The organism is Pseudomonas sp. FG1 (genome assembly GCF_034313875.1).
Lineage (GTDB): Bacteria > Pseudomonadota > Gammaproteobacteria > Pseudomonadales > Pseudomonadaceae > Aquipseudomonas > Aquipseudomonas veronii.
In genome coordinates, this window is sequence record NZ_JAVIWP010000001.1 from 6,003,523 (window position 1) to 6,022,694 (window position 19,172).

A 19,172-nucleotide genomic window follows, 5' to 3' on the forward strand; every position below is an offset into this window, starting at 1 on the left:
TTAAACCGGCATCTGCATGATGTCTTGATAAGCCTGGACCAGTTTGTTGCGCACCTGGGTCAAGGCTTGAAAGGACACACTGGCTTTCTGCGAAGCGACCATCACGTCGGTCAGGTCCACGCCGCTCTTGCCGATTTCGAACGCGGTCGCCAACTGGTTGGAGGCTTGCTGGGTGTCACTGACTTTGTTGATGGCCTGGCCGAGCATATCGGCGAAACTGCTTTGGCCCAATTCCGGCGCTTGTGCGACGGATTTCGGTTGAGCCATGGCGTCCATTTGCATGGAGCGCATATCCAACATCAACCGATTGAACTCAATACCCTGGCTCATGACCTTCTCTCTCCGACGACCCGCAATTTTTTGACACTACGCAGCGGTTACTAGGGGTGGTAGCAACAAGGGTGCCAGCTCTGTATCAACCTGTAAGAAAAGGCGACAAAACTTGTCGGCCTTGTTACCGCTCAGATAGCAAACAGATAAGCTTCCACGTCCATCCCCGCATCCCGCATCTGCGCCAACTTGTAGCGCAGGGTGCGTGGGCTGATGCCCAGGCGCTCGGCCGCTTCTTTACGACGGCCGCGTTCGGCGCGCAGGGTGTCGATGATCATCTGGAATTCGCGGCGGCGCAGATCGTCGCCCAGGGCCCCGGCGGATTCGGCTTCGGCGACCAGCGGCGCGGGCGCCAGGCTCGGTAACGGCGCGGCGCCGCTGCCCATGGCCAGGCAGAAGTCCTGAGGCTGGATCAAGCCGCCCTGCTGCAGAATCAACGCACGCTGAATGGCGTTGTCCAGTTCCCGCACGTTGCCGGGCCATGGGTAGCCGATCAGGCATGCCTGGGCTTCGGCCGACAGCCGCGCCTGGGCGTGCTTCATTTTTTTGACGTGGTTGTTCAGCAGGCGCTCGGCCAGCGGGATGATGTCCGCCGGACGCTCGCGCAGTGGGCGCCAGGCCAGGGGGAATACCGAGAGGCGGTAGAACAAGTCTTCACGAAAGCGCCCCGCCGCCACTTCACCCGCCAGGTCGCGGTTGGTGGTGGCGACCACGCGGATATCCAGCTGGATCGGCTTGCGCGCGCCGACCCGCTCCACTTCACGCTCCTGCAGCACCCGCAGCAGTTTGGCTTGCAGACCCAGGGGCATTTCCGAAATTTCGTCGAGCAGGATGGTACCGCCGTCGGCCTGCTCGAACTTGCCCGCCTGGGCCGCGATGGCGCCGGTGAAGGAGCCCTTTTCGTGGCCGAACAGCGTGGCTTCGAGCATGTTGTCGGGGATCGCCGCGCAATTGATCGCGATAAAGGGCTGCTGGGCGCGCCCCGATTGCTGGTGGATATAGCGCGCCAGCACTTCCTTGCCGGTGCCCGACTCGCCGGAAATCAACACGGTGGAATCACTGCGCGCCACGCGGGCCGCGAGCTCCAGCAATTGTGCGCTGGCCGGCTCAAAAGCAATCGGGCCGTCTGCCTCGCCGACTGGAATCACCCCCAGGGCATGCCGCGCCACCAGCTCGATCAGCGCCTTGGGCTCGAACGGCTTGACCAGGTAATCCGCCGCGCCCTGGCGCATGGCATCCACTGCGCGCTCGACGGCGCCATGGGCGGTCATCAGCAGCACCGGCAACTGCGGCTGGCGTGCGCGCAGCAGTGCGAGCAACTGATGGCCGTCCATGCCAGGCATGTTCACGTCGCTGACCACCAGGCTGAAGGCTTCTTGCTCCACCGCCGCCAAGGCGTCCTCGGCAGAACCGACCGCCCGATAGTCATGGCCCGCCAGCAGCAGCGTGTCAGCCAATGCCTCACGCAGGGCACGATCGTCTTCCACCAACAGAACCTTGATAGCCATAGCCTTTTACTCCGCGCTTGCCGCGCATGAAAACAGCGGCAAGGTCATCAATGCACAAGTGCCACGCCCCAAGCGGGAACGCAGTTGCAATTCTCCCTGATGGGCGCGCGCCACGGCCTTGACCACCGTCAGGCCGAGGCCCGTACCGTTGGTCTTGGTGGTGAAAAACGGTTCGCCCAGGCGCTGCAGCACTTGCGGCTCGATACCGCTGCCGCTGTCGCTGATGCACAGGCGCAGGGTTTGCGCACGGGCGTACACATGCACCTTGAGCCGCGCACCGGGGCCGCTGGCCTGGGTCGCGTTTTCGATCAGGTTGAGCAGCGCACCCACCAGGGTGTCGCGGTTGCACAGCAATTCGCCTTGGTGACTGTCGCACTGCCAGCGCACATTGGCGTCCTGCACATGGGTGGCGGCCGCCGCTTGCAACGCCTGCATCAGGCCGGACGGCGTGATGCGGTCGGTCAGCGGCAATTCGCCGCGGGCAAACACCAGCATGTCGCGCACCTGGTGCTCCAACTCATGCAAGCGCTCCTTGAGGCGTCCGGCAAAACGCTGGTGGGTGTCGGCGGGCAATTGCTCATCAGTCAAATGACTGGCGTAGATCAACGCCGCCGACAACGGCGTGCGGATCTGATGCGCCAAAGAAGCGACCATCCTACCCAGCGACGACAAGCGCTCATGGCGCGCCAGTTGGTCTTGCAGGTGACGGGTTTCAGTCAGGTCGTTGAGCAGCACCAGTTGACCGGGCTCCGCGTCCAGGGAGCGAGTGGCGATGGACAAGCGGCGCCCATCCTTGAGGGAGATTTCATGGCCGTCATCTTCACGCGGCGCGAAGCAGCGGCTGATCACATGGCGCCACAGTTCGCCCTCCAACGGCAGCCCGAGCAGGTCGCAGGCGGCCGGGTTGGCTTCGCGCACACGGCCCTGGTCGTCGATGACGATCACACCGCCAGGCAACAGATCGAGCAGGTTCTGCAGACGGTTGGCCAAGCGCTCTTTCTCGGCCAGCTCTTCCATGCGCTGGGCACTGACCACCGCCAACTCGCCCTTGAGCTCGGAGACCCGCGCTTCCAGTAGGCTGTAGGAGTCGGTCAACTGGCTGGACATCTGACTGAACAGCGAGAACGCCTGCTCAAGGCCATGCCGGCCAAGCTGTTCGGCGGACGGGACAGGCCCCTGGAGTTCAGGGGCCGAAGGTAGTTGGGCGGCGTGGGGCATCATGCTCTCTCGCTTGGCTGACCGTCAGTTAAACGGAACGTTGCGAGGGCTGTAGCAATACCCGTGCCTAAAAAAAATACGCTTAGTTTTCAGTTAGTTGAAAAACAGGCGTCAATCATCTGCCTGTTCATCACCGTCTCGGCGGCTCATCCCGTACTTGCGCATCTTTTCCACCAGGGTGGTTCGACGGATACGCAGGCGCTCGGCCGCACGGGCGACAATGCCGTTGGCGTCGTCCAGGGCCTGCTGGATCAGCCCTTGCTCGAGGTTGCCGAGGTAGTCTTTGAGGTCCAGGCCTTCCGGCGGCAGCATCGCGTTGGCACCGAAGTCCGGGGTATGGCCGTTGAAGGCAATCCGCTCTTCCATGTCGCTGCGCAGGCTGTCCACCAGATGCTCGTCTTCTTCGTCGACGTAGCGGAATTTCTTCGGCAGCTCGACCACGCCGATCACACCGTAGGGATGCATGATCGCCATGCGCTCCACCAGGTTGGCCAGCTCGCGGACGTTGCCCGGCCAGCCGTGACGGCACAGGGACATGATCGCTGCCGAATTGAAGCGGATAGAACCGCGCTTTTCGTGCTCCATGCGCGAGATCAGTTCGTTCATCAGCAGCGGGATGTCTTCCACGCGCTCACGCAGCGGGGCCATCTCGATCGGGAACACGTTGAGGCGGTAATAGAGGTCTTCGCGGAAGCTGCCGACCTCGATCATGCTTTCGAGGTTCTTGTGGGTAGCCGCAATGATCCGCACGTCGACGCTCTGGGTCTTGTTGCTGCCCACGCGTTCGAAGGTGCGCTCCTGCAACACGCGCAACAGCTTGACCTGCATCGGCAGCGGCATGTCGCCGATTTCGTCGAGGAACAGGGTGCCGCCGTTGGCCAGCTCGAAACGCCCGGCACGGCTGGTGATCGCCCCGGTAAAGGCGCCCTTCTCGTGGCCGAACAGTTCGCTTTCGAGCAGCTCTGCCGGGATCGCCCCGCAATTGACCGGCACAAAGGGCCCGTCGCGGCGCTTGGAGTGATAGTGCAGGTTGCGCGCGACCACTTCCTTGCCAGTGCCCGACTCGCCGAGGATCAGCACGCTGGCGTCGGTATCGGCCACTTGCTGCATCATCTGGCGCACGTGCTGGATCGCCCGGCTGGTGCCGACGAGGCTGCGGAACAGGTTGGGTTCGCGATGACGACCGCGCTCACGGGCCTGGTCGTACATCTCGCGATAGACCTGGGCGCGGTGCAGGGAGTCGAGCAATTTGCTGTAGCTGGGCGGCATTTCCAGGGCGGACAACACCCGGCGGCGCTGGTCTTCCGGCAGGTCAAGCGAAGAAATATCGCCCATCAGCAACACCGGAAGGAACTCATCCCAGGTTGACAGTGTCTTTAACAAGCCCAGAACTGCGCCAGGAGCGTTTACCGTCCCGATCAGCACACAAATGATTTCACGGCTCGAGGACAACGAGCTGACCGCCTGCTGCCAATCATGGCTACCGCAGGGCAGATTTTCTTCGCCAAGAAAATTTAAAATCACCGCTAAATCGCGGCGGCGGACGCTATCGTCATCAATCAGCAGAATTTTGGTTTCACGCCACATGCAATAGCAACTTCCCTAGTAAAACGCTCTGCCCCAGAGTGAGGGCAATCTAGACGCTTGTAAGATTTCTTACCTTACTAGACGTCTGAAATCTGAAAACAGCACTAGTTAAGTCAAAAATGCTGGCACAGTCAAATATATGACGCACCGTTCGGATTAACTGAGCCCATTCAGCCGAACAAATGGTAAACCTTTGACGCACTTTCCGCTCGGTTGATCTGCGACATCTCTTCGAAAATCGCCTGGCGCTCACCGGTCGTCACCTCAAGCAACTGCTGGTACACCGCCAGCAAGCTCTCCAGCTTTTCCCGCAGGGCGTCCTCGTCCACCGGCGCTTCACTGAGTACCTGATCAATCACTGCGCGACAGCCCAGGTCCAGTTCGCCAACGGCTTCCCAGTTGCGCTCCGCCAGCGCGCCGATCAGGGCTTCGCGGGTTTCATCGATGCGTTGCAGTGCTTGGCTCATGATCAGTTCCTCAAGGCCGAGGCCTTACTGTGCGGCACCTTGTGGTGCGGCAATGCCATCCCAGCCTTCTTTGACGGTAATCAACAGACGAGCGACTTCGTCGATCATGTCGACATCGTTGTGCAAATTGGCTTCCATCAGACGGTTGGTCATATAGACATATAGACCGTCCAATTGCTGGACGTATTCCTTGTTGTCGCTTTTTTCCGCATCCAGGCCATCACGAAGGCCAATGAGGATGTCAGAAGCCTTGCCGAGCATCAGGCCCTTCTGAGCGATATCGCCACGCGCCAGGGCGCCCTTGGCTTGCGCCATACGGTCCAGACCGCCCTCCATCAGCATTTGCACCAGGCGATGCGGGCTGGCTTCGGAGATCTGAGCATGGGAATTGACCTTCTGATATTGGCGAAGGGCTCTCATGGGATTCATGTTTCTACCTCGTGACAGGCAACAGCTAGATGGGTTGCAGTAACCATTATGTCGACTGGATCGCAAAAAACTTTAACCCGCCGGCGCTATAAAGAACAAAGCCCAGGTCAATGGACCCGGGCTTTTTCACGCACATTCAATCAGCTGCTGCTTTTGGAGTTGCTCAGCGCACTGAGCGTACCAAGGATGCTGCTGCTCTGTTGCCGCAACTGCGCCACCAGCGTGTCCATGGCCGTGTACTTGCGGGTCAAGGCGTCCTGCATCGTCGTGAGACGACCATCCAGATCGGATTGTTGCTTGGTCAGGTCTTTCAGGCTGTCGGCCAACGACGTCGTGCGCGTCGCCAGAATCCCGGTGGAGGCCTTGGCGTAGCCATCGGTAGCCGCCGTCAGGCGCGCCAGCAAGCCGGTCTTGCCGCTGAAAATACTGTTGATGTCGGCAGCATTGGTGGCGACAGCCTTATCCCACTGCTTGCTGTCGATACTCAGCGCCCCGGTGTCCTGGTCGGTCGTGACGCCGAACTGCGCCAGAGACTTCAAGGTGCCGTTGCCGGACAGTGCGTTGAACTCGTTGCGGATCGCCGACTGCAAGGTACGCATGGTCGAGTCGCCGGTCAGGGTTGCGGCGATGGAGTTACCGGCAGCATCCTTGGTGACCTTGGTCTCGGCGTTCATGGCCTTGAGCAGAGCGTTGTAGGTGTCGACGAAGCCCTTGACCCCGGACTTCAGCGCGGTGGCGCTGGTGCTGACCGAGATGGTCATGGCTGTACGAGGCGGATTTTGACTCGCATCGTTGGCCGTGACCGTGGGCGACAGTGACAGCAATTTGATACTCACCCCACTGACCGCATCGGTGATGTTGTTGGAGGTGGATTCCGCAGGAATGTTATCGATGGTGTACTTGGCGTTCTGAGGCGGGTCGACCACGGTATAGCCGGTATCAATCCCGGAATTGCCCGACATCGTCAGGTCCGAACCTAACCCGCCCTTGGTGGACGTCAGGATCAGACGCGAACCATTGGAGTCGGTCAGGATGTTGGCACTCAGGCCTGCGGTGCTGAACTGCGAGTTGATCGAGTCGCGCACCTGTTGCAGGGTTGCGCCCGCCGGCACACTCAGATCGAAGTTCTTGCCCGACTGCGAGATGGTCAGCGTCTTTGCGCTGGTGGTGCTGTTGACGACCGTCGACTGGCCACCGGCAAAACTGGTGGTCGACAACTTCGAAGGCTTCGCCAACTGGTTGACGATCAGCGAAAAGCTGCCGTTCGACGCCCCCTGGTTGGCCGTCATGGTGGCGACTTTTTCATCCGAAGACGTGCCGGTCAAGCCACTGAAGCTGTTATCGGTGCCCATGCTGGTCAGCGCACCACGAAAGGCGTCCAGGGCTGCCTGGATCTTGCCGATCGACGACAGCTGGGTAGTTGCCTTTTGCGATTGGGTGTTGATCTGCGCCTGTTTCGGCGCTCGCTCGGCATCCACCAGGGATTTCACAATTGCCTGGGTGTCGAAGCCCGACCCCACGCCAGTAATCGTTGTACCCGCCATCATCTTTCTCCTTTACGGTGGCTGCCGTTATCTTGACGAAGAACACTTCAAGCCGTAACAGCAACAATTTTCATGCCAGCTCAAGCCTTGTCGTCAAACAATACGTGACTGGCGCTGGACAAACTTTGCGCCAGCTTCAAGGCCGTTTCCGAGGGAATCTGGCGGATCACTTCACCGGTGTCGGTGGCAATGACCTTGACCACAACCCTATGGGTGGAATCATCAATGGAAAAATCCAGATTACGCTGGGCCGCTTGTACGAATTCTTTAATATCGGTGACCGCTTTTTCCAGATCGCCCTTTTGGGGCTTGTCCGTGGCTGGCGCGGCCGGCTCAACCTTAGTCTTGTCTTTGTCAGCAACCACAGGTGCCACGGGGCCTTGAGGGGCCTGTGGCGGATAAGACAAGTTCAGTTTTACATTCATGTCCATGCCCAATCTCCTCTGATTGGAAAAGACGAAAGGGCACGTAAACGCGCCCCCCATCATTTACCCAGCGCCGTGATTACTGAAGCAGCTTCAGTACAGCGGATGGCAGTTGGTTAGCCTGCGACAGGATCGCGGTGGAAGCCGACTGCAGAGTTTGCTGCTTGGTCAGTTCAGCGGCTTCGGAAGCGAAGTCGACGTCCTGAACAGTACTACGGGCAGATGTAGTGTTTTTCTGGATGTTGGTCAGGTTATCCACAGTGCTGGTCAGACGGTTCTGAACAGCACCCAGGCCCGAACGGGAGCTGGAGATGGTAGCGATAGCCTGGTCGATCACGGACACAGCGTTCTGAGCCTTGGTGGCGTCAGTCACGTCGGTCTGCGATACGGAGGTCTTGGCCGAGGCAGCGGAAGTCGCGGCACCGAAGAGACCGGTCACACCAGCACCTTCCAGGGAGTAACCCTTGGAGGAGTTCATGTTCACAGCACCGGTAGCGATGATGCCGTCAGCCAGGGCAGTAGCAGTACCGTAGGTACCGGAACCGTCTTTGGTCGCAACAGTGATGGTACCGGCAGCGGTCGAAGCGCTGAAGGCCAGGTTTTCACCAGTGTCGGATTTAACCGACAGAGTGCCTTTGGATTCATCGTAGTTAACGCTGATACCCAGTTTGGCGGAGTTCGACTTCAGTTGGTCAGCCAGGCTGGCGGTATCTTTCACACCGACGAACGTGGTGGCTTGGCCGCCAACGGTCATGGTGAACGAAGCCGGAGCAGCAGCAGCACCCGCGCCGACAACGAACTGAGCTTCAGTGCTGGCAGTAGCGCTCAGGCCACCGACGGCGCCACTCAGTTGGGCAGCGATGGTTTTAGCGGAAGCAGCGGCAGCTACGGTTACGCTGGTAGACTGACCGTTACCAGTCACAGCGATTGCGCCACCAGCAACACCAGCACCAGGGGTGATGCCCAGGCTGTTGATCTGCTGCGAACCGATGTTGTTGGCAGCAACGTTGTCCAGGCTTACGTTGATGGTTTCGTTAGCGTTGGCGCCAACTTGGATAGCTTTAGTACCGTACGAACCGTCCAGCAGTTTCTGGCCGCCGAAAGTGGTGGTTTGCGAGATACGGGTCAGTTCCGAAGTCAGAGCCTGGTATTCGTCGTTGTTCGACTTACGGTCGTCGGTGCTCAGGGAGCCAGTAGCCGAAGACAGAGCCAGGGTACGCATTTTTTGCAGAATGTCGGTCGAAGCCTGCATTGCGCCTTCAGCGGTTTGCGCGATGGAGATACCATCGTTGGCGTTCTTGACTGCTTGACCCAGGCCGTTGATTTGGCTAGTCATGCGGGTAGCAATACCCAAGCCGGCAGCGTCGTCTTTAGCGCTGTTGATACGCAGGCCGGAAGACAGGCGCTGCATGGAAGTGGCCAGGGAGCTGCCAGCTTTGTTCAGGTTGCCCTGGGTAGTGATGGAAGCAATGTTGGTGTTTACTGTTAAAGCCATGACGAAATCCTCGTTGGATGGATACTGCGGCTTCCGGCCCTGGCAACCGCCGGGTGTGGCCTAGAGAACCTACGTAATAGTTATCGTCGTGGTAGCCGGTTGCTTGAGGAGTTTTTTGATTTTTTTTACTAGCACCGTGCCACCCCTTGTAATTCAAGGGCTTAGTCCGGCAAAAAGGCCTGATTTCATTGGTTTTTCTGGCGTCAAATAAAAAACGCCGATGATCGTTCGATCATCGGCGTCTTCATGCTTGAAGCGCGTGCAACCTATTCAGGTGTCACGGACGATAGAGAATCGCCGAGCCCCAGGACAGGCCCACCCCAAATCCGCTGATTGCCACGCGTTTCCAGGTGGAGTCCAGCGCGTGCTTTTCCAGCAGCAACGGAATGCTCGACGACACGGTGTTGCCGGTCTCGACCATGTCCTTGATGAATTTTTCCACTGGCGCATCTTCGAAACGCCGCGCCACGGCGTCGACGATCGCCGCACTGCCCTGGTGAATGCAGAAGGCATCGATGTCGTCGGCCTTGAGGTCCGACTCATCGAGCAGCGCGTGCAAGTGCGCCGGCACTTTGAGCAAGGCGAAGTTGAACACCTGGCGGCCATTCATGAAGAACACGCCATCGCTGACTTTCAAATGCGGTGCGCCGGAGCCGTCGGTGCCGAACTTGGCCTTGCCGAGCAACCACGAGGCATCTTCACCCATCCAGGTCGCAGTGGCGGCATCGCCGAACAGCATGGTGGTGTTGCGGTCTTCCGGGTCGACGATCTTCGAATACGGATCGGCGGTGATCAGCAGGCCGTTCTTCAGGCCGGTGGCCTCCATGAAGCCCTTCATCGCGTAGATGCCATAGACGTAGCCGGAGCAACCCAGGGAAAGGTCAAAGGCGGCGACGTGAGTCGGCAGGCCGAGCTTGTCCTGGACGATGGCGGCGGTGTGGGGCAAGCCCTCTTCGTCGCCGTTCTGGGTGACGACGATCAGCGCGTCGATGGACTCACGCTTCAACTGCGGGTTGTTGGCAAACAATGCATTGACCGCTTCGACACACAGGTCGGAGGTCTCCTGCCCAGCTTCCTTGCGCGGCAGGAATGCCGACCCGATCTTGCCAATGATGAACTCTTCATCCTTGGCGAATTTGGCACCCTGGGCGTAATTATCGATCCCGTCGGCCGGCACGTAACTGGCGATGCTTTTTATGCCAATCATTGTGGCTTCCCAATACTAAATAGCTGGAGAACACCCCTCGGACGACGCCTGGAGTGCTGACAATAAAGGGGATAACCCCATGACAATTTCGCTGAAAGCCGTCCCGCAAGGACCCTGTGACGACTTATCCTTTTCATACGATACAGTGAAGATGCGCTTTATGACTCACAGGTCACTCAATTTTGTGCGGTTTATGCAAAACCTTTGAACAATTGAGCCGTAAAAACGACAACGGCCCACCCTGTTTCCAGAGTGGGCCGCGGTGTTGTCACGCTGAAATCACATTTTGCTGAACAGGCTCAACTGGGAAATTTTAACGAAGGCCAGCTGTGAAGCCTGCAACATGGTCTGCTGCAGCGTCAGATTGATCGCCGCCTCTCCCATGTCGACGTTAGCCAGGTCACTCATGGTGCTGGTGTTGGCCAGACCGATGCTGGTGTTTTCGCCGGACTGAATATCCAGGGCGTTCCCCCGCGCACCGATGTCACCGCGCACGTTAGTGATCTGGGACATTGAGTTGGCCAAGTTGCTGATGGAGGCATCCAGCACGTCCTTGAGCTTGACCGTCGCCGCCGGATTACCGTCGGCCGGCAGCTCCAGCGCCTTGCGCAATTGGCCGAGGGTGTCCAGCGCATTCTGCGTTTTCTGGGTATTGGCACCGACGGAAAACTGATCGCCCGCTTGTGGCGTACCGCCGCTGATGTCAAACGTCACCCCGGCCGCCGTCAAGGTCGTACCGCCACCGGTATCACCGGTGGCAATGGTTTTGCTAGCGGCCGTGTAGGGCTGGGCGTACACCTCGTAGGCGGTCGCGCTGGTGAACTTGATCAGCGCTCCGCTGTTGCTCGGGAACGTGCTGGCATAGTCCGTCTGGTTGGACACGGTGGCCCCGTTCAATTGCGCAGTGGACGTGTTGCTTGGCGTGCGCGAGATACTGAACGTATCCGGCTTGGCTTCCAGGCTGAACGAGCGATCCTTGACCAGCGCATCGGAGTTGGCGCCCGGGGCAACATCCCCGAGGCCCATGGTGATGTCGAACTTCACCCCACGCAGTGCCACGCTGGTGCTGCCTTCCTTGGTGGCATCGAAGGTGCCGTTACCCGCAATCTCCGAGGTCACGTCAGTGCCGTTCTTATCGGACACCTTGTATTGGGTGCTGCTGGTAAAGGTCAGCTTGTACGGCTGGCCGTCGGCGAACTTGTTGGAGTAGTCGGCGCTTGAAGTCACCAAGCCGGCCGACAGCGCAACCTTGTTGTCATTGACCGTCGGCGGCACCGTCTGAGGCACAGGGGCAAGCCATGTGGCCTGGGTGCGACTGGTGTTGGCGGCGCCCTCCAGAATGGTCTTGCCGGTATCACCGGCGCTGATCTTCAACGTATTGGAGACTTGCAGGGTCAGCGGCGTTTCATCGCCTTGATAACTGTAAGTGCCGTCATTGTTGCGGCTGTAGGGCGGGGTCTGGGTCTTGGAACCGGAAAACAGGTAGTTGCCGGAAGAGTCCTTGCTGTTGAGCATGCCCAGGACCTGATCCTCGATCGCCCCGACTTCACTGGCAATCGAGCGGCGATCGGCATCGCTGATCGAGCCGCCGGCACGCAGGGCCAACTGAGTGGCGCGCTGCAAGGCGTCGTTGATCGAGCTGAGCACGCTTTCTTCGTTGGTCAGGGAGTTTTTCAGGCTGGTGATATTGCCATTGAACTGACCCAGCATGTCTTTCTGCTGTTGCAACAACAACAAACGGGCGGCCGCCACCGGATCATCCGCGGCGGTTTGCACACGCACACCGGAACTGGCCTGATCCTGGGCCTTCACCACACTGGAATAGTTATCCGAATACTTGGCGGAACTGGTTTCGAAATACTGCTGTGTAGAAATTCGCATCGTCCCAGACTCCCTTAAAGACTATTGATCAGCGTAGTGAAGGTTTCTTGCGCAGCCTTGATGATCTGCGACGACGCGGTGTAGTACTGCTGGAACTTGATCATGTCGCCCGCCTCTTCATCCAGGTTGACCTGGGACACCGAGTTGCGTGCGTTTTTGTTGGCCGTCAACAACGCGCCGGTGGCCGTGGTGTCAGTAGTGGCCGAGGCGGCCTTGGCCCCCACGGTGGACACCAGGCGGCTGTTGGCCGCGACCAGGCTCACCCCACCCCCGCTGCCATCGGCCAGACCGACCGAGGCCTTGGTCTGCAGATTGAGCAGTTCCTGGGCATTGCGGTTGTCCGACCTGCCGGAAGCATTGAAAGAGAACGTGGTGCTGTCGCCATCGGTCGGCGAGCCGCCGACGGTCGTATCGAAACCGAAGCTCGCGGCCGGTACGACGAGCGCACCACTGGCATCGCGCATCGGTACGTTGACGGTGATCTTGTTACCCTGGCCCGGCACAATCGTGCCGCTGCCTATCGAGTTGCCCTGAGCATCGTTGAGCGTGTAGGCCTGGGTACCGTCGGCTGCCGGCTTGCCGAAGACCATCTTCACCGGCATTGAGTGTTCAATCCCGGCGCGCAGTTGAGCGGTAGTCGCGCCGCCATGAATGTCGATCGGCAGCGTCAGGCTCGGTGGTGTGAAAGTGCCAGTCCCCTGATTGGTTTTACTGCTTTCGCCCAGTAAAGGCCCGGCAAACGCGATTTTATTGGAGTCCGTCATATCGGTGCCGATATGGGTGGCGCCAGTCGCGGTGGGGCTGACCTTGAAGCTATCGCCCGCCGCCATCGCCCCCTTGCCATCCAACGCCAAGGTGAACCCATCGATCACCGGCGGCGGCGTGGTGGTGACGTCGAACGCGCCCATGGCCTTGCCGTCGGAACGCACCACGGTGTAATTGTTGGCGCTGCTGAAGGTGACCTTATAGTCATAGGTCGACAGCTTGCTGGTATCGGCGATGCTCACATTCAGGTTGCCGGCACTGCTGTTACCCACGGCGCCCTGGCTGCGCTGGGCAATCGCTGTCGCGCTGTTGATGTCCTTGAACAGCGAGGTGCCGAAGTCGCCATTCAGGTCCAGGCCTTGGCCCAACTGATTGTTGACCGTATCGGCCGTCGCCAGGGCGATACGCCCCAGATCGTTGATCGCCGGCATCAGTGCATCACTGCGATAACGCAGCAACCCGCCGATGCTGCCGCCGGACAGCACGTTGCCCAGGTCCATAGAGGTCCCGCCGCCCGCGTTCATCTCAATGGTGTACTGGCTAGTGTCGCTCTTGCTCGGCACGGCGGAAATGCTGTTGGACTGGTCGCCCAGCACCAGGGACTGGCCCGAGCCGGTGCTGACACTGAACACACCGTTCTTTTCACTGGTGGTCACCCCTACCAGCTCATTGAGCGAGCGCACGGCCTCATTACGCGCATCCAGCAGATTGGCCGGCGCGGTGTTGGTCGAGCCCTGGACCTGACTGATCTGCTTGTTGAGCGAGGCAATCGAGGAGGTCAACTGATTGACCTGATCACTCATGGTGCTCAACTGGCCGTTGATCGACTCTTTCTGCTGGTTCAACTGGGAGGAGATCGAGTTGAACCGGTTGCTCAGGGTCTGCGCGCTGGTCAACAGCACCTGCCGGGCGGACGTGTCACTGGGGTTGGCGGCCGCGGTCTGCACCGCGGAGAAGAAAGCACTGAGTACCGAGGACATACCGGTGGTCTTGTCCGATAAGGTCTTGTCGACAGCGCTGACCTGACCGGCATAAGCCTTGGCATCGCTGTTGAGCGACGTGCTGTTCTGGTAGGCCGCGTCCAGGAATTCGTTATAGACCCGCCGCACATCCGCCAACGTCGTGCCACTGCCGATGAACACACCGCCGTACTGGTTCGAAGCGCTGGCGTTCTGAGTGGTCTGCTGACGCGAGTAGCCTGCGGTATTGGCGTTGGCGATGTTGTTACTTAAGACCGACAACGATCCTTGAGCGGCGTTGAGCCCCGACATCCCGATATTGAGCAAACTCATGGTTCAGACCTTATAAATGAGTGGTCGCGCCCGCGACAGCGTAGTTCTGGTAACTGTTCATCGTTTTTGCGATCTGCGAAATCTTGCTGGCGTAGTCCGGATCGGTGGCATACCCGGCTTTTTGCAACTCGCGCACAAACTGTTCCGGGTTGTCGGCTGACTTCACAACTTCTTTATAGCGATCATTGCTTTGCAACAACGTCACCAGGTCATGGAAGCTGTCCTGGTAGGAATCGTAGGAACGGAACTGCGCCGTTTCCTTGACCATCGCGCCATCGCGAAACTCGCTGGTGATCGCGCGGGCCTGGCCGCCCTGCCAGCTCTGGCCGGCCTTGATACCGAACAGGTTGTGGCTGCTGCTGCCGTCGTCGGCGCGCATCACCGACTTGCCCCAACCGGTTTCCAGGGCGGCCTGGGCCACCAGGTACTTCGGATCGACACCAATACGCGCCGCGGCAGCCTTGGCCATCGGCAACATGGTGGCGACAAATTCGTCCTGGGAACTGAAGGCTTTCTTCGCCGGCGCCAACGGCGGCTGGGCCACGGCGCGGCCGTAGACCTGCATGCGGCCGCTGGGCACGGCAAAACTGCGTGCGCTGCTGTTGATCACGTTGTCATCGGCGACGCTGTTACGCAGTGGCGCGCGATTGGCATCGATCGCGACCGGCGCGCTCGGCACGATGCCGGCGAGCAGTCGATCGGTCAGTTTGCTCGGCAAGGCGAGACGGCGCTGGTTCATCAGAGCCACGTCGTTGGTGTGAGCGCTGGCGCCTTCGGGGACTGCCACGCGGTAGGCCCACAGTGGGCGCTGGCCATTGGAGCGGCCCAGCGGCCCGGCCGCCTGGGTGCCGGCGGCGATTTCCGTCGGTACGTCGACTTTCTTCACCGGCTCAGCCGCCGCCGGGCCCTGCAAGGTGGCCGCCTGGGCGTCCACCGGCTTGTTCTTCTGCATCTGACGCATCAGCACGTCGGCCAGGCCGATACCCCCGCCTTCGCGGGACATCGAGACAGCCAACTGCTGGTCGTACATTTCCTGGTACTGCTTGGCGGCCGGAGTGTTCAGCGGATTGTCCTTGCCCAGGGCGTCGGTGGCCGAGCGCATCGACTTGAGCATCTCGCTGAGGAACAGCGACTCGAACTCCTGCGCCACTTTGCGCATGTTGCCGTCGCTGTTCTTGTCGGCGCCGACCTTGAGCTGGTTAAGCCGGTTCAGGTCGGAATAAGACCCCGAGTCCGCCGTGCTGCTGATCCCGCTGTTGCGCATATCCATGGCCATGGCCTCAGATCACAATCAGGTCGGCTTGCAAGGCGCCGGCCTGTTTCAATGCTTCGAGGATCGCCATCAAGTCGCCGGGCGCCGCGCCCACTTGGTTCACCGCGCGGACAATCTCGTCCAGGGTGGTGCCGGGGCCGAACTTGAACATTGGCTTGGCTTCTTGCTGGGCGTTCACCCGCGAGCGCGGTACCACGGCGGTCTGGCCATTGGACAACGGCCCAGGCTGGCTGACGATCGGGTCTTCGGTAATGGTCACGGTCAGGCTGCCGTGGGTCACCGCGGCCGGCGACACTTTGACGTTCTGGCCGATCACGATAGTGCCGGTGCGCGAGTTGATAATGACTTTGGCCACTGCCTGGCCGGGGTCGACCTCGAGGTTTTCCAGGATCGACAGGTAATCCACGCGCTGGCTTGGGTCCAGCGGCGCGGTGACCCGGACCGAGCCACCGTCGATAGCCTGGGCCACGCCAGGGCCGAGCATGTCGTTGATCTTGTCGACCACACGCTTGGCGGTGGTGAAGTCGGAACGGTTGAGGTTCAGGGTCAGGCTGTTGCCCTGGTTGAAGCCACTGGGCACGGTGCGTTCAACCGTGGCGCCGCCAGGGATGCGCCCGGCCGATGGCACGTTCACCGTAATCTTCGAACCGTCGCGGCCTTCAGCGTCAAACCCGCCCACCACCAGGTTGCCCTGGGCGATGGCGTAGACGTTGCCGTCGATACCTTTGAGCGGCGTCATCAACAGGGTACCGCCGCGCAGGCTTTTCGAGTTACCGATGGACGACACGGTAATGTCCACCACCTGACCCGGCTTGGAGAACGCCGGCAAGTCGGCACTGATGGACACGGCCGCGACGTTTTTCAGCTGCACGGTGCCCGAGCCCGACGGCACCTTGATGCCGAACTGCGAGAGCATGTTGTTGAAGGTCTGCAGGGTGAACGGGGTCTGGGTGGTCTGGTCACCCGTACCGTTAAGCCCGACCACCAGGCCGTAGCCGATCAACTGGTTAGAACGCACGCCGGAAATGCTGGCGATGTCTTTCAGGCGTTCAGCCTGGGCGACTGCGCTCAGGGACAGCAACAGTGCCGCCGCCATCAGCTGTTTGAATTTCAAAGTGGCCACCTAGAAAGGGAACAGCGGGCTAAGGAAGAAACGGTCGAACCAGCCCGGCTGACTCGCATCAGCAAACGAACCCGTACCCGAGTAGGTAATGCGCGCATCGGCAATACGCGTCGAAGGCACCGTGTTGTCGGTGGCAATGTCATCGGCACGGACCATGCCGGCGATGCGTACCAGCTCGTCACCACTGTTGAGGGTCATCCACTTCTCACCGCGCACGGCGATGATGCCGTTGGGCAATACATCGGCCACCGTCACGGTGATCGAACCGGTCAGGCTGTTGTTCTGTCCAGAGGAGCTCTTGCCGTTGGTGGCGCGGTCACCGCTGTAGCCTGCGCTCAAGCTCAAGTCACCGCTGCCCAAGGGGTTGTTGGTGTTCGGCACGGCACCAAACAACGAGGTCAGGCCAATACCGGTCTTGCTGGTCTTGCCCACCTGCGAGTTGGCGTTCTTGCTGGCCGTGGTCTTCTCGTTGAGGGTGATGGTGATGATGTCACCGACCCGGAACGCCTTGCGGTCGCTGTACAGGTTCTGTTCGAAACCGGCCTGGTAGATCGAGCCGTTATTGGCCGCCGCCGGCAGCGGTGTGCGTGGCAACACCGGCGCGTAGTACGGGTCATTGGGTTTTGGCGTCGGGGCGACACAGCCCGCGAGCACGGCAATCCCACTCAATGCCAGAACGGAAACATAGCGATTCATGACCCTAACCTCACGGTGTTGCAGGCGCCCTCAGGAGCGCCCCATAGACTTGATTACAGATTCTGCGTAACGAACGAAAGCATCTGGTCGGCGGTGGAAATCACCTTGGAGTTCATCTCGTAGGCACGCTGAGTGGTGATCATGTTGACCATCTCTTCCACTGTGCTGACGTTGGAGGTTTCCAGGGTGCTTTGCAGCGTGGTGCCGAAGCCGTTCAAGCCCGGGGTGCCGATTTGCGGCGCGCCACTGGAGGCGGTTTCCAGGAACAGGTTGCCGCCGATGGCTTGCAGGCCGGCCGGGTTGATGAAGTCGGCGGTTTGCAGGTTGCCGATCACTTGCGACGCCGGGTTGCCCGCCACGGTGATGGACACGGTGCCATCGTTGCCGACGGTGAAGGTCTGGGCATTGGCCGGCACGATAATGGCCGGTTCCAGGGAGAAACCGTTGGACGTGACGATCTGGCCGTTGGAGTCCAAGTGGAAAGAACCATCACGAGAGTAGGACGTCGTCCCGTCTGGTTGCAGGATCTGGAAGAACCCTTTGCCGTTGATCGCCATATCCAGAGGCTGACCGGTTTGCTGCAGGTTACCGGCCGTGAAGTTCTTCTGGGTGCCGACGATCTTCACACCGGTACCCAATTGCAGGCCCGACGGCAGTTCGCTGTCCTGGGTCGACTGGGCGCCTGGCTGGCGCTTGATCTGATAGAGCAAGTCCTGGAACTCGGCGCGATCACGCTTGAAGCCCGTGGTCGAAACGTTCGCCAGGTTGTTGGAGATGGTGGTCAGGTTGGTGTCCTGGGCGGACAGACCTGTTTTGGCAACCCATAGAGCCGGAAGCATGCTGTTCTCCTTCGTGCGCCTGTTTGTTGGCGCTGCGCCGCAAAATTAGTATTCAGTGAAACCGCTATCAGCTCATCGCCAGAACGCGGGTCATGGCCTGGTCGTCTTCTTTAGCGCTGTTCATCATCTTGATGTGCAGCTCGAACTGCTTGGAAAGCGCCAGCACCGCGGTCATTTCTTCCACCGCATTGACGTTGCTCGCCTGCAGGAACCCCGAGGTCAGCTTGACGTTCGCGTCGGCCTGGGCCGGCTGGCCGTCCTTGGTGTGGATGGTGCCGTCCAGGCCTTTGGTCATGTTCTTGAGATCGGGCTGGACCAGCTTGATCCGGTCCACTTCAGCCATCACCCGCGGGCCTTCACCCATTGCGCGGATGCTGACGGTGCCGTCGGCGCCTACTTCGATCTTCTGCTGCGGCGGCACGGCGATCGGACCACCGTTGCCCATGATCGGCATGCCATTGCCGGCCCGCAGCACGCCGAGCGCATCCACATTCATGCTGGCGCTGCGCACGTAGGCTTCGCCGCCATCGGGGGTTTGCACGGCCATCCAACCGTCACCACTGACCGCCACATCGAGGTCACGACCGGTTTCGATCATGGCACCCGGAGAGAAGTCGGTGGCAGGCCGCTCGGTCATGGCAAACGCCCGCGCCGGAAAGCTGTCACCGAACACCGGCATCGAGCGCGCCTGCTCAAGGTCACGCTGGAAGCCGTTGGTGGAAATGTTCGCCAGATTGTTGGCATGGGCCTTCTGCGCCAGAGCATTCTGGCTGGCGCCGGTCATTGCCACGTAAAGGTACTTGTCCACGCTCTATCCTCTTTCTGACGGACGTTTGCCGCCCACCGCTGTACTGATGAGGCTTAAGCAATTTGCGAACCAACTTTCAAAAAGTGCAGAAAGCCCAAGCGGGGCAAGGGTTTGCGGCAAGGCGTGAAAAAAGGCAGGCCCAGGCGGAGTCGAAAAAACGGCGGAGTTATGCCGCAGACGGCAACGGTTGGTGTCCCGCAGGCTTTTCCCGGCGCTCAAGCGCTACGCATGGGTGGAGCGCGGAGCACGCCGAACCGCTGAAACACTTGGCAAGCCACTGGGCAC

At 60.1% G+C, this 19,172-nt stretch carries 17 protein-coding genes; all 17 read right to left on the reverse strand.

The genetic code is table 11. From position 1 onward, the window contains the following. Entirely contained in the window at positions 1–330 is a 330-nt protein-coding gene (fliE, locus tag RGV59_RS27585) for a flagellar hook-basal body complex protein FliE (RefSeq protein ID WP_046382518.1), read from the reverse strand. 131 nt (positions 331–461) lie between these two features. Further along, positions 462–1,838, reverse strand: coding sequence for a sigma-54-dependent transcriptional regulator (locus RGV59_RS27590; RefSeq protein WP_017845376.1), 1,377 nt, complete (start codon positions 1,836–1,838; stop codon positions 462–464). Between the two features lie 6 nt (positions 1,839–1,844). Beyond that, positions 1,845–3,056 (reverse strand): sensor histidine kinase, encoded by a 1,212-nt coding sequence (locus RGV59_RS27595; RefSeq protein WP_126585528.1) that lies wholly within the window; start codon positions 3,054–3,056, stop codon positions 1,845–1,847. A gap of 111 nt (positions 3,057–3,167) precedes the next feature. Further along, positions 3,168–4,643, reverse strand: coding sequence for a sigma-54 dependent transcriptional regulator (locus RGV59_RS27600; RefSeq protein WP_017845374.1), 1,476 nt, complete (start codon positions 4,641–4,643; stop codon positions 3,168–3,170). A 170-nt stretch (positions 4,644–4,813) separates the two neighbouring features. Then, positions 4,814–5,110 (reverse strand): hypothetical protein, encoded by a 297-nt coding sequence (locus RGV59_RS27605; RefSeq protein ID WP_057003867.1) that lies wholly within the window; start codon positions 5,108–5,110, stop codon positions 4,814–4,816. Between the two features lie 24 nt (positions 5,111–5,134). After that, entirely contained in the window at positions 5,135–5,539 is a 405-nt protein-coding gene (gene fliS, locus RGV59_RS27610) for a flagellar export chaperone FliS (RefSeq protein ID WP_102618111.1), read from the reverse strand. A 140-nt stretch (positions 5,540–5,679) separates the two neighbouring features. Next, entirely contained in the window at positions 5,680–7,083 is a 1,404-nt protein-coding gene (gene fliD / locus RGV59_RS27615) for a flagellar filament capping protein FliD (RefSeq protein ID WP_126585471.1), read from the reverse strand. Between the two features lie 80 nt (positions 7,084–7,163). After that, positions 7,164–7,514, reverse strand: a complete 351-nt coding sequence (locus tag RGV59_RS27620; RefSeq protein WP_126585472.1) for a flagellar protein FlaG — start codon at positions 7,512–7,514, stop codon at positions 7,164–7,166. 73 nt (positions 7,515–7,587) lie between these two features. Continuing rightward, complete coding sequence (locus RGV59_RS27625) at positions 7,588–9,003, reverse strand: flagellin (RefSeq protein ID WP_057003863.1); 1,416 nt, start codon at positions 9,001–9,003, stop codon at positions 7,588–7,590. Positions 9,004–9,280: 277 nt separating this feature from the next. Next, complete coding sequence (locus RGV59_RS27630; protein ID WP_126585473.1) at positions 9,281–10,210, reverse strand: ketoacyl-ACP synthase III; 930 nt, start codon at positions 10,208–10,210, stop codon at positions 9,281–9,283. Positions 10,211–10,489: 279 nt separating this feature from the next. Next, entirely contained in the window at positions 10,490–12,091 is a 1,602-nt protein-coding gene (locus RGV59_RS27635; RefSeq protein WP_057003861.1) for a flagellar hook-associated protein 3, read from the reverse strand. A 14-nt stretch (positions 12,092–12,105) separates the two neighbouring features. Next, complete coding sequence (flgK, locus tag RGV59_RS27640) at positions 12,106–14,148, reverse strand: flagellar hook-associated protein FlgK (RefSeq protein ID WP_102618108.1); 2,043 nt, start codon at positions 14,146–14,148, stop codon at positions 12,106–12,108. Positions 14,149–14,158: 10 nt separating this feature from the next. Continuing rightward, entirely contained in the window at positions 14,159–15,424 is a 1,266-nt protein-coding gene (flgJ, locus tag RGV59_RS27645; RefSeq protein WP_017845365.1) for a flagellar assembly peptidoglycan hydrolase FlgJ, read from the reverse strand. A gap of 4 nt (positions 15,425–15,428) precedes the next feature. Then, the gene (locus RGV59_RS27650; protein WP_162231513.1) at positions 15,429–16,517 is read right to left on the reverse strand and encodes a flagellar basal body P-ring protein FlgI; all 1,089 of its coding nucleotides are present in this window, start codon (positions 16,515–16,517) and stop codon (positions 15,429–15,431) included. A gap of 27 nt (positions 16,518–16,544) precedes the next feature. After that, a complete protein-coding gene (flgH, locus tag RGV59_RS27655; protein WP_017845363.1) occupies positions 16,545–17,240 on the reverse strand; it encodes a flagellar basal body L-ring protein FlgH in 696 nt (231 codons plus the stop codon). A 53-nt stretch (positions 17,241–17,293) separates the two neighbouring features. After that, a complete protein-coding gene (gene flgG, locus RGV59_RS27660) occupies positions 17,294–18,079 on the reverse strand; it encodes a flagellar basal-body rod protein FlgG (RefSeq protein WP_017845362.1) in 786 nt (261 codons plus the stop codon). 67 nt (positions 18,080–18,146) lie between these two features. Beyond that, positions 18,147–18,887: a flagellar basal body rod protein FlgF gene (locus tag RGV59_RS27665; RefSeq protein ID WP_026139820.1), complete on the reverse strand. Its 741-nt coding sequence runs from the start codon at positions 18,885–18,887 to the stop codon at positions 18,147–18,149. Positions 18,888–19,172: the final 285 nt, after the last annotated feature.

Bases quoted from the DNA above. Each gene is read 5' to 3' on its own strand.
- fliE (WP_046382518.1), bottom strand. From the start codon at position 330: ATGAGCCAGGGTATTGAGTTCAATCGGTTGATGTTGGATATGCGCTCC.
- RGV59_RS27590 (WP_017845376.1), bottom strand. From the start codon at position 1,838: ATGGCTATCAAGGTTCTGTTGGTGGAAGACGATCGTGCCCTGCGTGAG.
- RGV59_RS27595 (WP_126585528.1), bottom strand. From the start codon at position 3,056: ATGCCCCACGCCGCCCAACTACCTTCGGCCCCTGAACTCCAGGGGCCT.
- RGV59_RS27600 (WP_017845374.1), bottom strand. From the start codon at position 4,643: ATGTGGCGTGAAACCAAAATTCTGCTGATTGATGACGATAGCGTCCGC.
- RGV59_RS27605 (WP_057003867.1), bottom strand. From the start codon at position 5,110: ATGAGCCAAGCACTGCAACGCATCGATGAAACCCGCGAAGCCCTGATC.
- fliS (WP_102618111.1), bottom strand. From the start codon at position 5,539: ATGAATCCCATGAGAGCCCTTCGCCAATATCAGAAGGTCAATTCCCAT.
- fliD (WP_126585471.1), bottom strand. From the start codon at position 7,083: ATGGCGGGTACAACGATTACTGGCGTGGGGTCGGGCTTCGACACCCAG.
- RGV59_RS27620 (WP_126585472.1), bottom strand. From the start codon at position 7,514: ATGGACATGAATGTAAAACTGAACTTGTCTTATCCGCCACAGGCCCCT.
- RGV59_RS27625 (WP_057003863.1), bottom strand. From the start codon at position 9,003: ATGGCTTTAACAGTAAACACCAACATTGCTTCCATCACTACCCAGGGC.
- RGV59_RS27630 (WP_126585473.1), bottom strand. From the start codon at position 10,210: ATGATTGGCATAAAAAGCATCGCCAGTTACGTGCCGGCCGACGGGATC.
- RGV59_RS27635 (WP_057003861.1), bottom strand. From the start codon at position 12,091: ATGCGAATTTCTACACAGCAGTATTTCGAAACCAGTTCCGCCAAGTAT.
- flgK (WP_102618108.1), bottom strand. From the start codon at position 14,148: ATGAGTTTGCTCAATATCGGGATGTCGGGGCTCAACGCCGCTCAAGGA.
- flgJ (WP_017845365.1), bottom strand. From the start codon at position 15,424: ATGGCCATGGATATGCGCAACAGCGGGATCAGCAGCACGGCGGACTCG.
- RGV59_RS27650 (WP_162231513.1), bottom strand. From the start codon at position 16,517: ATGGCGGCGGCACTGTTGCTGTCCCTGAGCGCAGTCGCCCAGGCTGAA.
- flgH (WP_017845363.1), bottom strand. From the start codon at position 17,240: ATGAATCGCTATGTTTCCGTTCTGGCATTGAGTGGGATTGCCGTGCTC.
- flgG (WP_017845362.1), bottom strand. From the start codon at position 18,079: ATGCTTCCGGCTCTATGGGTTGCCAAAACAGGTCTGTCCGCCCAGGAC.